Source organism: Chryseobacterium sp. P1-3 (genome assembly GCF_000738495.1).
GTDB lineage: Bacteria > Bacteroidota > Bacteroidia > Flavobacteriales > Weeksellaceae > Chryseobacterium > Chryseobacterium gallinarum.
The window spans coordinates 34543-48091 of the sequence record NZ_JPEQ01000006.1; the positions used below are offsets into that span (position 1 = coordinate 34543).

Annotated in this window: 9 protein-coding genes and 2 pseudogenes; 5 read left to right on the top strand and 6 right to left on the bottom strand. The window is 37.7% G+C overall.

Annotated elements, in window-relative coordinates:
* Positions 1-6: 6 nt before the first annotated feature.
* Together HX13_RS08245 and HX13_RS08250 are read right to left on the bottom strand one after the other, a co-directional pair.
* Positions 7-687: a response regulator transcription factor gene (locus tag HX13_RS08245; protein ID WP_050020732.1), complete on the bottom strand. Its 681-nt coding sequence runs from the start codon at positions 685-687 to the stop codon at positions 7-9.
* A 15-nt stretch (positions 688-702) separates the two neighbouring features.
* The gene (locus tag HX13_RS08250; protein ID WP_050020696.1) at positions 703-1950 is read right to left on the bottom strand and encodes a sensor histidine kinase; all 1248 of its coding nucleotides are present in this window, start codon (positions 1948-1950) and stop codon (positions 703-705) included.
* Between the two features lie 207 nt (positions 1951-2157).
* On the opposite strand from HX13_RS08250, the gene HX13_RS08255 reads away from it, so the two are divergent.
* From HX13_RS08255 to HX13_RS08275, 5 genes and pseudogenes are all read left to right on the top strand, one after another.
* Entirely contained in the window at positions 2158-2535 is a 378-nt protein-coding gene (locus HX13_RS08255) for a DUF1573 domain-containing protein (RefSeq protein WP_238555173.1), read from the top strand.
* Between the two features lie 176 nt (positions 2536-2711).
* Positions 2712-3593, top strand: coding sequence for an SDR family oxidoreductase (locus HX13_RS08260; RefSeq protein ID WP_050020698.1), 882 nt, complete (start codon positions 2712-2714; stop codon positions 3591-3593).
* A gap of 86 nt (positions 3594-3679) precedes the next feature.
* Positions 3680-5879, top strand: a pseudogene (locus HX13_RS08265) (M1 family metallopeptidase).
* Between the two features lie 99 nt (positions 5880-5978).
* The gene (locus HX13_RS08270; protein ID WP_050020699.1) at positions 5979-6806 is read left to right on the top strand and encodes an endonuclease/exonuclease/phosphatase family protein; all 828 of its coding nucleotides are present in this window, start codon (positions 5979-5981) and stop codon (positions 6804-6806) included.
* A 188-nt stretch (positions 6807-6994) separates the two neighbouring features.
* Positions 6995-8860, top strand: coding sequence for a M1 family metallopeptidase (locus HX13_RS08275; RefSeq protein ID WP_050020700.1), 1866 nt, complete (start codon positions 6995-6997; stop codon positions 8858-8860).
* 39 nt (positions 8861-8899) lie between these two features.
* Here the strand turns inward: HX13_RS08275 and HX13_RS08280 are convergent, their stop codons facing one another.
* From HX13_RS08280 to HX13_RS26305, 4 genes and pseudogenes are all read right to left on the bottom strand, one after another.
* Complete coding sequence (locus HX13_RS08280) at positions 8900-10117, bottom strand: phosphatase PAP2 family protein (RefSeq protein ID WP_050020701.1); 1218 nt, start codon at positions 10115-10117, stop codon at positions 8900-8902.
* Positions 10071-10286: a hypothetical protein gene (locus tag HX13_RS22765; RefSeq protein ID WP_185113599.1), complete on the bottom strand. Its 216-nt coding sequence runs from the start codon at positions 10284-10286 to the stop codon at positions 10071-10073. Before HX13_RS22765 ends, HX13_RS08280 begins: the two co-directional genes overlap by 47 nt.
* A 125-nt stretch (positions 10287-10411) precedes the next feature.
* A complete protein-coding gene (locus tag HX13_RS08285; protein ID WP_050020702.1) occupies positions 10412-11410 on the bottom strand; it encodes a zinc metalloprotease in 999 nt (332 codons plus the stop codon).
* Positions 11411-12364: 954 nt separating this feature from the next.
* Positions 12365-13370: pseudogene (locus HX13_RS26305) on the bottom strand (zinc metalloprotease).
* Positions 13371-13549 lie beyond the last annotated feature (179 nt).

Genomic DNA, 13549 nt, shown 5'->3' on the forward strand with positions numbered 1-13549 from the left:
TGCAAACTATCGCTCGGAAAATCTGAAACCAATTCCATGCAGGTTTTCGATGACTATGTTTTCTTCATTCACAAAAACTTTTCTCAGCCTTGAAATGAAAACATCCAGGCTTCTTCCCATAAAATAATCGTCATCTCCCCAGATCGCTTTTAAAATATCCTGCCTTTTTACTACCGTATTTTTATGAAGGATAAAGTATAGAAGCAGTTCAGACTCTCTTTGGGTAAGGGTAATGGTGCCGGAAGAATCCTGTAAAGTATAATTCTGAGGGTCAAAGTCATATTTTCCGACTTTATATTGGGAAGGGTGGAGAATTGTTTTCTTTGAACGTTTTAAGAAAACTTCAATTTTCAGGATCAGCTCTTCGATGCTGAAAGGTTTTACCAGATAATCATCCGCACCAATCTTTAAGCCCTTGATCCTGTCTTCCTTCAAAGCCTTTGCAGAAATAAATATAATAGGGATTTCCGCATTTTTTTCCCGGATGTATTGTGCCAGTTCAAATCCGTTGATCTCTGGCATCATAATGTCCAGAAGACAAATGTCAAAGCTTTCGCTATTGAATGCTTCAAGGGCAGATTTGCCATCAGGATAGCAGAAAATTTCATAATAGCTTTCCAGGCTGTCCTGAATAAGGAAGGCTATTGTTTTGTCGTCTTCTGCATATAAGATTTTTGATTTCTCCATTACTAATTTAAACATTTAAAATGGTACAAACAGGCTAATGGTTATTCCCTTATCAGCGTTGTTTTCCACTGAAATTTTCCAGTTGTGCTGCTGAACTACCTTTTTTACATAAAACAGCCCTAATCCAAAGCCGTTTACCTCATCACTTTTTGTGGTAGGTACTCTGTAAAATTTATCAAAAATATGAGGAATATTTTTAGGAGGTATACCGATTCCGTTATCTTTAAACTTTAAATATAAGCCTTTTGAATCCTTAAAGGCGGAAATAATAATATGAGGTGCTGTATCACAGTATTTAATGGAATTATCCAGGATATTGTAAATGATATTGGTAAAATGAAATTCATCAGCAATGACAGAAACCGTGTCTCCGACTTCTATCCGGATCGTAAGATTTTCATTCTTATGCTTTATTGTGTCAGCAATTTCCGTAATGAATGGTAACAGAGTGATCTTTTGGAACTTTAATGAAAGTCCTGAAGCATCATTTTTAGCAATATTTAATATTTTTTCAATATGATGATTCAGTTTATAGCTTTGATCGGTAATAATGGATGTATAAGTCTGGAGTCTGGGATTCTCCTTTATTAGTTCCTGTTTTGTCAGGGCTTCCGAAGCCAAAAGAATGGAAGAAAGGGGAGTCTTGAATTCATGGGTCATATTATTGATAAAGTCCCGTTGAAGTTCTGAGAATTTTTTCTGCTGGATGATCGTATATATAGAGTACACATAGACAAGAAGAATAATGATCAGGGCGAATGTAAGCAAATACCAGAACCGTAATGAGCTTATCAGGTAGGTGGCTTTATCCGGGAAACGTATGGAAAAATAATAAACCAGATTTTTATGTTTGGGAAACTGAATGGTCTTATTACCTGAATTTTTCTGATGACTGGAAATATATTTCCCATAGATCATCCTGTCACTATGGCAATTATATAATGCATACACATAGTTGGTATTAATCTGAAAGCGGGTGAATTCTGTTTTCAGATAATGCTCAAGTACGGCAGGATGGAAATCATTATTAATATTGACAACATAATAGTCATTGGAAATATTCTGTACAGGACTTTCTGTAAAAGAAGTCTTACCTCCTGAAAGCTTTTCCGCTACTTCCAGCAAAGCAATATTAACGGTTTGGTTAAATTTCTTATCTTCCAGATTATAGGCCTGGCGGGTCCACAAAAGTTGTGCTATCAAAATTCCGATGATAGCGACAAATCCAAGCGTTATAATAATATTGAGTTTTTTAATCTCCATTTATAGAAGCAATATTATCCAAAATTATCTATTTATCTTTGGTCATTAACAACTTATTAACAAATGTTTGATAGCGGTTAACAAGCCGGATACGGAATCAATTTTATATTTGTTATATCAAAAAGATAATCATCATTTCCTTTTTTTAACTATTAACAAAAAAATTTGTACTCATGAAAAAATTAAAAAATTACAGCTCTTTTAGCAGTGTTAGCCTGTTCTTCTTTTTATGCCGGTGTATTTCCTGTTGAAAATACTTCTGTGGTAAAAATAATGGCGGATGCTATCAAATGGAAATCAGAATCTATTGATGTGGGAAATATTCCGCAAGGGAAACCTAAATTAATCAGATTTGAATTTACCAATACTTCTTCCAAACCAATTGTCATAGAAAATGTGTCACCGTCATGCGGATGTACAACAGCAGATTATACAAAAACCCCAATTCTTCCAGGGAAAAAAGGTTTCGTGGAAGCAAGCTATAATGCAGCAGCCAAAGGTCAGTTTATGAAAACAGTTAGTGTTACTACAAGTGACAGTAAAACACCTAAAACGCTTTCCTTCAAAGGAGTAGTCGTTTCCTGATTGTTATTTTTTTAAACAAATTAAAAACAGCCCGGTGACCAATCACCGGGCTGTTTTTGTGCAGCAGATATTATTTTCCCGCTGGCGTAAAGAATAATTATTTATAACATTATTTATCAGGGTATTTTAAAACTTTGCGTGGTAATATTTATTATTTTTTAAGAAAAAAATATTTTATGAGTCTATATACACAACCCATGCTGCGTGAAGGCGCGCTAAAAGATAAAGTGGCTATTGTAACGGGAGGCGGAAGCGGTCTTGGAAAAGCAATGACTAAATATTTTCTTGAATTGGGAGCTAATGTGGTGATCACTTCCAGGAATCTTGAAAAACTTCAGGCAACAGCAAAAGAGCTGGAAGATGAAACAGGAGGTAAAGTTCTTTGTGTTGCCTGCGATGTAAGAAACTGGGATGAGGTAGAAGCAATGAAAGATGCCACCCTAAAAGAGTTTGGTAAAATTGATATCCTTCTGAATAATGCTGCAGGGAACTTTATTTCCCCCACAGAAAAATTGACACATTCCGCGTTTGATTCTATCCTGGATATTGTATTAAAAGGAACTAAAAACTGTACACTGTCCATAGGTAAGCATTGGATAGAATCCAAAACCCCGGGAACTGTCCTCAATATTGTAACGACCTATTCCTGGACGGGTTCTGCTTATGTGGTCCCATCAGCATGTGCAAAAGCGGGAGTCCTGGCAATGACCAGGTCACTGGCTGTAGAATGGGCAAAATACGGAATCCGTTTTAATGCTATTGCTCCGGGGCCTTTCCCTACCAAAGGAGCCTGGGATAGGCTTCTTCCGGGGGATCTTCAGGAAAAATTCGATATGAAAAAGAAAGTTCCGCTAAGAAGGGTGGGAGAACATCAGGAACTGGCCAATTTAGCCGCTTATCTGGTTTCAGATTATTCCGCCTATATGAACGGTGAAGTAGTGACTATTGATGGAGGCGAATGGCTTCAGGGAGCAGGCGAATTTAACATGCTTGAGGCGATTCCAGGTGAAATGTGGGATGCTTTGGAAGCTATGATTAAGGCAAAGAAGTCAAATTAATTAAAATTTACAGAAAAAATCTCCCGGAATTGCCACAATTCCGGGAGATTTTTTTTACCTATGTATTGGATATTAATTTTTTTCAAATGAATTGTAAACTTCCCATCCTCATTTCTACTGTTGCATTGTTCTTTTTTTCAGAATCTGCTTATGCGCAGGAAATGCCGAAATATGATTATGTTGAGGCTTTTAAGCCATTTTTTTTATCCTCAGACAGGTACAGAAACCCGATCTGCGAGCGGACAGCCGGGGCATGCCTATTGGCAGAATTCGGCAGATTATCATTTGAATGTAAGCCTGGATGAAAATAAAAAAGAAATTGCAGGAACCGCTGAAATTACTTATACCAATAACAGTCCAGATAAGCTAAGCTTTCTATGGCTGCAATTGGATCAGAATTTATTTGCAAATGATTCCCGTGGAAATGCGGTTGTTCCACTTTCAGGAAGCCGGAACGGGGCGCATGGAGAACAACTTCAGGGAGGATATACGATAAAGTCTGTGAGACTTGACGGTAAAGAAGTGAAATACACTGTTACAGATACAAGAATGCAGATTGATCTTCCCAAAGAACTTAAAGCTAAAGGAGGTGTGGCAAAGATTGCTATTGAATATTCTTTTATTTCTCCTGAATATGGCTCAGACAGAATGGGAGTGCAGGAAACTAAAAATGGCAAAATTTTTACCATGGCACAATGGTATCCGAGAATGTGTGTCTATGATGATGTAATGGGATGGAACACTTTGCCTTATCTCGGAGCCTCTGAATTCTATCTGGAATATGGAAATATTACAGCCAATATTACGGTGCCAGCTAATCACTATGTAGTGGCATCGGGCGAGCTCCTGAATGAGAAAGAAGTATACAGCAAAGAAGAGATCAACAGGTGGAACCAGGCCAGAAACAGTGATAAAACAGTTGTCATACGCCCTGAGTCTGCAATAAATCAGAATAAAGCTTCCGGAACAAAAACATGGAAATTTAAAATTGTGCAGGCAAGGGATTTTGCATGGGCATCTTCTGCTGCATTTATACTAGACGCTGCAAGAATTAACCTGCCTAGCGGTAAGAAATCCTTGGCAATTTCTGCCTATCCTGCTGAAAGTGCCGGTGAAAAAGCATGGGGCAGATCTACAGAATATACCAAAGCAGCTATAGAGCATTATTCCCAAAAGTGGTATGAATATACTTATCCGGCAGCCACCAATGTGGCAGGAAATGAAGGTGGAATGGAATATCCGGGCATTGTTTTCTGCCATATGGATTCAAAAGGAGGCGACCTTTGGGGTGTTACAGATCATGAGTTCGGGCACAATTGGTTCCCTATGATTGTAGGATCCAATGAAAGGTTATTTGCCTGGATGGATGAAGGCTTTAATACCTTTATCAATGAAATTTCAACGGAAGCTTTTAATAAAGGGGAATATCATATCAAGAAAAATATGGCCCGGTCAGGAAGCTTTTTAATGAGTGATGATCTGGAGCCTATTATGGTAGGACCGGATAATATGAGAGAAAGAAATATTGCTTCTTTAGCCTACTATAAACCCGGCGCAGGATTATCCATTTTGAGGGAATCAATCCTTGGACCTGAAAAGTTTGATAAGGCTTTCAGGGCGTATATTAACCGTTGGGCTTTTAAACATCCTACTCCATGGGATTTTTTCCATACGATGGAAAACGTTTCAGGAGAAGAGTTGAATTGGTTCTGGAGAGGATGGTTTTTTAATAAATGGAAAATTGATCAGGGTATCAAAAACGTAAAATACATCAGTGGAGATTTTAAAAACGGGGCCCAGATTACCGTTGAAAACCTGGGACAGTTACCTATGCCAACTATAGTCAGTCTGAAATTTAAAGATGGAACATCCCAAACCGTAAAAATACCTGTTGAAGTATGGAAAAGAAATACGGAATGGACTTTTAAGGTAAATTCCAATAAAGAAATTGATGAGGTGAAACTGGATCCGGACTCTATGATTCCGGATATTAATGCGAAAAACAATACCTGGTCATCTTCCGGTGCTAAACCTATGGAAAAGATCAATGCAAAAGATTTTACAGGAACATATGGAGATAAAAAGATTTCACTCAGGATCAAATTTATTGAAAAAAGCGGTGAGCTCTTTGGAATGGTAGATGGGCAGCAGGAATTCCCTCTTGAATACCAGGGGAATAATAAATTTACTTTTGATCTGGCGGATATTGATATTGTATTCAGTAAAGACAAAAAAACAATTACCCTCACGGAAAACGGAAAGAATTTTACGTTTACAAAAGAGTAATAAATATCCTGACGGAATAATTAATAATATCATGATATTTCCAGGGCTTCTCTATAGTGGAGAAGCCTTATTTTTGTAGACAAGTTAAATAACCAGCATATGAATTTTAGATTTTCAATTGTATTCCTGATGCTATATGTATTAGGGTTTTCACAGGATTTTACTGTAATGAGTTTTAATATCAGGCTTAATGTTGCGTCAGACAAAGAAAACGCATGGCCGGAAAGAAAGCAGGAGGTTGCTGATTTATTGATGTATTACCATCCTGATTATTTTGGAGTACAGGAAGCACTTCCGGACCAGATGAAAGACATCAAAAGCGGATTGAAGAATTATGATTACATAGGAGTAGGCAGGGATGATGGTAAAGAAAAAGGTGAGTTTTCAGCCATTTTTTATGATATGAATAGACTTGAAGTGCTGAAATCAGGAACATTCTGGCTTTCTGAAACTCCAGAAAAACCTTCCAGAGGATGGGATGCTGCCCTGAACAGGATCTGTACGTATGCTGTTTTTAAAGATAAAAAGTCAAAAAAAGAATTCCTGGCCATGAATCTTCATTTTGATCATGTTGGGAATGTGGCAAGGGTTAAATCATCGGAACTTCTTCTGAAAAAGATAAAAGAGCTCAATCCGAAAAATCTTCCGGTAACGCTAAGCGGGGATTTTAATTTAACAGATGATACGGAGCCCATAAAAATTCTTTCCCGGGAAATGAAAGATACTTTCTATCATTCGGAAAAAAAACATTACGGGCCGGTTGGGACCTTTACGGCATTTAATGTAAATGAAGTACCTAAAGAAAGAATCGATTATATCTTTACCAAAGGCTTTACCATAAAATCCCACAGGCATATCAATGACAGGAGGGAAAACCTGCTTTATCCTTCCGATCATTTTCCTGTAATTGTAACTCTTTCCCTTTAAAAAAAATAATTGTTTGAAAAACAATTTCAGCCCAAGTCCTTTAAGGAGTGGATTGTTTACTTATAGTTGTTTCGTGTAAAATATTTTACGTGAAAAATCAATTTTTATAAAATGTTGTTAGGGTATAAATAACTGCTTTATGTTACATTTTCGTTATTTTTGATACCAATCTTAAAAAGATCGTTATTATGAAGAGAATTTTTTCCGGAATAATGTTGGTAGCTTCGCTATTGCATTTTTCTGCCCAGGAATTATATATGCCGAGAAACATCAAAAAAGCCTTTGAAAAAGGAACCCGTGATGCTTCGGGTGCTCCCGGCAAAAACTATTGGCAAAATAAAGGAGTATATAATGTTGAGGTAAAAGTGGATGCTGCTACAAAGATAGTCTCCGGAAAAGAAACAATCATATATACCAACAACAGTCCGGACGACCTTGATGAGTTGGCTATTCGTTTTGTGAATAATCTTCACAAGCCACAATCTCCAAGATCAGGCTTCGTTTCCAAAGATTTCCTTTCCTCCGGGCTGACCATCAAATCATTCATTGTCAATGGAGAGAAATACGATATCAATAGTGATGATTGGAGTACTGTAGAAAAAGTGAAGTTAAAATCAGTTATACAATCAAAAACCAAAACTGAAGTAAAAATAGAGTGGGAGTACCCGCTTTCTGTACAGAGTGGAAGGGAAGGGCAGATTGATCCTGAAACGTTTTATGTGGCTTACTCCTTCCCGAGGATTTCCGTTTATGATGACTACAACGGATGGGATATGCTGCCGCACTCAGACAGGCAGGAGTTTTATAATGACTTTAATGATTATAGTTTTGCCATTACGGCACCCAAAAACTATGTGGTCTGGGCAACGGGAGAATTTCTGAATCCTGAAGCTGTACTTCAGCTGGAATATTTAAAAAGATATAAAGCTTCATTGAAAAGTGATCAGGTAATGCATATTGCTTCGGAGCAGGAAATGAAATCCGGGAAAGTAACCCGGCAGAATAAATGGAATGTTTGGAAATTTAAGGCTAATCACATCACGGATTTCTGTTTTGCCCTGAGTAATCATTATGTGTGGGATGCGGCCAGTGTACAACTAAAAAGCAAAAGAGTCAGTGTACAGGCGGGATACAAGGCAGGAGCAAAAGACTTTGAACACTACGTGGATTGGATGCGCTACAATCTGGATTGGTTTTCCAAAAACTGGCCGGGGGTAGAGTATCCTTATAATGTAATGACGGCCATCCAGGGATTTGCAGATATGGAATATCCGATGATGATTAACGATAGCAGTATTCCGGACAACCTTCAGGATGCAAGACTGACGGCAGACCATGAGATTGCCCATACCTATTTCCCCTTCTACATGGGAATCAATGAAACGAGATATGCCTTCATGGACGAAGGCTGGGCAACTACTCTGGAGTATCTGATCGGAATTGATGAAAACGGAGAAGCGGCAGCAAAAGACTTTTATAAAAATTTCCGTGTTAAAAAATGGATCAGCAGCCCGGCTGCAGAACAGGACCAGCCATTGATTACCATGAGTACACAGGTAAGCGGAGCAGGCTACGGAAACAATTCCTATGTGAAAGCATCTCTTTCCTACCTTGCTTTAAAGGATTATCTTGGAGATGAACTGTTTAAAAAAGCCCTGCATCATTATATGGATAACTGGAACGGAAAGCATCCGGTTCCCTGGGATTATTTCAATTCTATGAATACTGGTTCCGGTAAAAACCTGAACTGGTTTTTCCAGAATTGGTTTTATACCAATAATTACATCGATTTAAAAGTGGGGGGAGCCTCTCAGATGAATGATCTGTTGACGGTAAATGTTGTGAATACAGGAGGTTTTGCCATTCCGTTTGATGCTATACTTTCCTATGAAGATGGAACTACCGAAAAGATCCATTTTTCACCTTCTGTTTGGGAAAAAGACCAGAAACTGACCGATCTGATGATTCCCATTAAGAAAAAGGTGAAGTCAGTGCAATTGGATGGAGATATTTTTATGGATTATACACCGGAAGATAACAGTAAAATGTTTTAACATAAACAAAGCCTTCAGATATATGAAGGCTTTCTTTTTTTAGAAATAAGCAGTTAATCTTAAACCCAAAGTGATATAATTGATTTTTTCTTTAGCAGTGATGTTGTTAAGTTCTTCATCCAGCTCTTCACTTTCTTTTATTTCATCACTGAAATGATACCGGATGGTAGATTTGATTTCATTGTAGTCGGTATATAAAGTAAGGCCTAATCCGGGATTGAATTTATACGTCAGGGAGGCTCCCGTATTCCAGCGGAAGGCTGGTTTAGGTTTATATGTGGCTATGGGAAGCTCGTGAGTAGGAGTGTCTATGCTGTCGCTTTTTATAAACACTTTTCCACTCGCTGTCGCTGAATATCCAGCTGTCGCTTTTAAAGTAAGCTGCCATTTATCTGAAAATTCATGAGAAAAATAAGGGCCTATCCCGGCTCCCAAAAAGCCCATAGACTGTGTAACAATACTATGTTCTCCAAAATCTTCTGCATCATCCAGGCTGATTCTTTGCGGTTTAATCGGGAAGCTGCTGAAACTGATGTCTCCACCGATACCCCATTTTTTTGAAAAGAAATAAGCGCCTTCCAGCCCGCCTTCGAAACCGTTCTGTTTTTTATCATCAAGCTCGGATTCTTTAAGGAAATTTGTAGTTCCCAATGCCGCTCCAAGCTTTATAGCAAGAAAAGAAGGGTAATCATTTCCCTGTATTCTGGATAAAACACTTAAATTATCTCCTTTGTTTTTATAAATTTTATCAATGAAGAAATAGCCCAGTTCTGTAGAAATGATCCCGATTCCTGCGCCAGCAAGAATGTCTGGTATCCAGTGCCTGTTGTTTAAGTTTCGCCCAAGGCCTGTAAGGGTGGCAGCGCTATATCCACCAATACTGTAGGCAGGGTTTACTATTCCATATTCTTTGTGCAAAAAGCTGGCATTGGCAAAGGCCATAGCGGTATGCCCTGATGGAAATGAATTGTTTTTTGAACCATCCGGGCGCTCAACTTTTGCGGTATATTTTATAGAATTGACAAGAATTCCCATGATAACCAGGCTGGTAGCATACGAGAGGGTTGCCCTGCCCAGATTGTTCCTACCTTTTACTCCGGCTAGTTTTAATCCATATACGGTAAGGGCAGGAGTATATTGAAGATAATCATCATATTTAGCCTTGAAGGTCGGAAGATACCGGTTACGAACTTCACGGATGTTTTCCTTTTCACCCCATGTAGCGGCTGCTGCGGTAAAAAGTATAGCCGGTGCCATTGATTTTTTTACCCAGTCCTTTTTGAAAAAAAGGAGTTTTTACCTCAATAGAAGAACCGGAAGAGAGGAGCGCTATGTCTTTTTGAAGATTTCGTGATTGTAATGTGTCTTGTGCATTATAGCAACATAAGTTGAATATTATTCCGGATGCTACCGCTATTTTTTTCATCTTGTGACTCCTTGTTTTTAAAGTTGCGTAAAAATAAAAAAAAAAATCTATCTCAGCTGATGAGATAGACTTTTTTAATGATTTAAGTGGTGTTTAAAAAATGATTAATAATATGGATGTAAAATTTAATAAAGCCTTAATCCTGACCTTGGGCCGGAGGCAGCTACTACAGCCTGCATTCTTTGTTTTTGATTGGCTGTAAACATACACATTGCCTTGTCGTCTACATAATCCATATAGTTCATGAAAATCTGAGAACGGCTTACTCCACCACATACACGGTTAAGAGGGTAAGTAGGCACTCCGTAATTTGGGCCTGGAGAAACAGGAGTATCATTAGAATAATCTGTCTGACAGCCTGTGTCGGTGGAGCCCCAAAGGTGTGGCAGATTCAGATAATGCCCCACCTCATGAGTAGCAGTTCTTCCCAGGTTATACGGAGCTGATGTTCCGGAGCCAGTTCCTACATAAGGGGCTGCCAGTACAACACCGTCCAAAGCTGCTGAAATTGTCCCAGGATAATAGGCATATCCCAGAGTACCTCCAGTCATATTATTAACAATCCAGATGTTCAGATAATTGTCAGGAGATGTAGCTGCAATACCGGTGGTGGCAGATTTCATTTTGTTTTCATCAGGATTCCATGAAGTGACTGAGCTTTGTTTTCTTACCGTTTTGGCAAGTCTGAAGCGGATTTTAGTGTCCCCGGCTTTTACCGGAACAAACTCTGCGGGGGTATTTCCGATATTACTGTTGGTACCAGCGTAATCCTGATTCAGGATATCAATCTGGGACTGTAACCTTGCATCCGATACGTTTTGGGTGCTTGTGTTGTAAATAACGTTGAAAACAACCGGAATTTCTACAGTACCATCTGCCAGTACCTTGCCCACTTTTATATCATTGAGATGCCTTTCGGTGTACTGTTCAATGGCTTCTACTCTTGCTCTAGCAGCGGGGTCAGAATTCAGGATTTTTTCCCTCATTACATCTGACGGGCAGGTTCTTTTGCCGGCTATTTGTTGTGTGTTTTCTGACTCTGCTGTCTGGTCATTGACAGAGCTCATGTCATTGTTACATGATGCCAGAAATATAATACTGGCTCCAAAAAGAAGTTTTTTCATAAGTAGTATTTTGTGGTTTGGGCTGTGAAATTAATTCAAATTACTGTGATGTGCAAATTTTTTTTTCAATTTATTTAATTATTCATAGGATTTAAGCTGTTTACTTGTGATAGTGATAATGAAATTTGAATTTATTGTTGTTTTAATCAATTTGGTTAGTTGTGTTTTTGTGTTTCGTTGAAATAATAGTTTTTATATTTTTATTTTAACTATATGTATGTTATTTGTGTAAATTTTTTAATTTGTTTTTTTTAAGCAAAATATTATTTTTCGATAATAACTTATACGGTCATTTTTATAGACAACTGATATTAAGAATCCATCTCGAAAGAGATTTTATGGATCAGTAGCAAAAGTTGGGACATAATAAATTGGTCTGAATATAAAAAATTCTGTTCATGATTGATTAGCGTCAAAATTACTGAGATCGTTTTTCACGCAAAGTTTAAAAAAAAATAATGTTCCATTTCAAGTAAGCAAAGAAGGTAGCATAGCTGCTGGCTAAGCGCATGCAAAGTCTTCGCTTCATCAGAATCGATTAAAAATCGATTCATTTCTTAGCTTACTTAAAATAAAGAGTAATCAGAAAGGAATCTTACGTGAATTTTAAAAATTATTGAGATCGTTTTTCACGCAAAGTTAAAAAAAAAATAATGTTCCATTTCAAGTAGGCAAAGAAGGCAGCATAGCTGCTGACTAAGCGCATGCAAAGTCTTCGCTTCATCAGAATCGATTAAAAATCGATTCATTTCTTAGCTTACTTAAAATAAAGAGTAATCAAAAAGAAAGCTTTGCGTGACTTTTAAAAATTAAATAGATCTAAATATTATAAGACCACAACTTTTACGCTTGATCCGATTTTATATTATGATTAGGTATTACTCAAATTTTTTTAACAAAAAAAAATCTGCCTCAGTTGTGAGACAGATTCTTAATATATTAAAATTATATCTTTTATAAAGTTCTTAAGCCGGATCTCAGACCTGTAGAAGCTACCACAGACTGCATTCTTGTTTTTTGTCCTGCAGAGAACATAAACATAGCGCCATCGTCTACATAATCCATATAATTCATAAACATTACTGACCTCTGTACACCACTACATGTGTTATAAAGAGGATAAGTAGGTTTTCCGTAATTGGCTGTTGTCTGAGTAGGGGTGTCGCTCACCAGATCGTTTCCACAATTGGCGTCTCCCCAGATGTGTCTTAGATTGAGATAATGTCCTACCTCATGCGTTGCAGTCCTTCCTAAATTGAAAGGAGAAGATGCTCCGGTTTTACCAAAATACGGTGCGCCAATTACAACGCCGTCATTCCATAATCCTGCAGACTCAGGGAATGTTGCATAACCAAGGATTGTTCGTCCCTGACTTGTCATTTTGCCTACTACCCAGATATTTAAATAATTGCTTGGGTTAGTTGCATCAATACCTCCTTTGGAGGCTTTTTTCATATCATCATTGGTAGACCAGCTTGTTTTTGTGGTAGATTTTCTCACTGTATTTACCAGCCTGAATTTTACTTTTGTATCTCCGGAGCTTACAGGAAGGAATTCGGAAGGAATTTTACTGGCATCACTATTGGTACCTGAATAATCAGCATTCAGTACAGCAATTTGTTCAGCAATTCTTGCATCAGAAACGTTTTTCTGCAGAGGTCTTATAAATTACATTCACAATGACAGGAATTTCTACACTGCCGTCTGCAAGGACTTTACCCAGCTTTAAGTCATTGGTAAATTTCTCAGTATTAGCTTCCAGCGTTGAATATCTTTGTCTGAGCTCTGCACTGTTACGTAAGGCTTCCTGTCTTATTTCTTCAGATGCACAGCCTCTTTTAACCAGATCAGCAGAAGCTGTTGAAGGATCAGAAGGCGTTTCATTTTGAGTACTAAGGCTGTCGCTGTTACAGGCAGACATTACGCCGAGCATAAGAGCTCCAAATAGTAGTTTTTTCATATCACAATTTTTTTTTAGTTGAGAATATGAAATTATATCATTTAAAATTAATGTGCAAATAATTTCGCTACATATTTATTGTTTTGTTATTTTTTTTATACAAATGATTGATTAATTTTCACTAAAATCAATTATGTATTGATTTTTAATCAATTTGAATACTTGGGTGAAATTGGTTT

Bases quoted from the DNA above. Each gene is read 5' to 3' on its own strand.
- HX13_RS08245 (WP_050020732.1), bottom strand. From the start codon at position 687: ATGGAGAAATCAAAAATCTTATATGCAGAAGACGACAAAACAATAGCC.
- HX13_RS08250 (WP_050020696.1), bottom strand. From the start codon at position 1,950: ATGGAGATTAAAAAACTCAATATTATTATAACGCTTGGATTTGTCGCT.
- HX13_RS08260 (WP_050020698.1), top strand. From the start codon at position 2,712: ATGAGTCTATATACACAACCCATGCTGCGTGAAGGCGCGCTAAAAGAT.
- HX13_RS08270 (WP_050020699.1), top strand. From the start codon at position 5,979: ATGAATTTTAGATTTTCAATTGTATTCCTGATGCTATATGTATTAGGG.
- HX13_RS08275 (WP_050020700.1), top strand. From the start codon at position 6,995: ATGAAGAGAATTTTTTCCGGAATAATGTTGGTAGCTTCGCTATTGCAT.
- HX13_RS08280 (WP_050020701.1), bottom strand. From the start codon at position 10,117: ATGGCACCGGCTATACTTTTTACCGCAGCAGCCGCTACATGGGGTGAA.
- HX13_RS22765 (WP_185113599.1), bottom strand. From the start codon at position 10,286: ATGAAAAAAATAGCGGTAGCATCCGGAATAATATTCAACTTATGTTGC.
- HX13_RS08285 (WP_050020702.1), bottom strand. From the start codon at position 11,410: ATGAAAAAACTTCTTTTTGGAGCCAGTATTATATTTCTGGCATCATGT.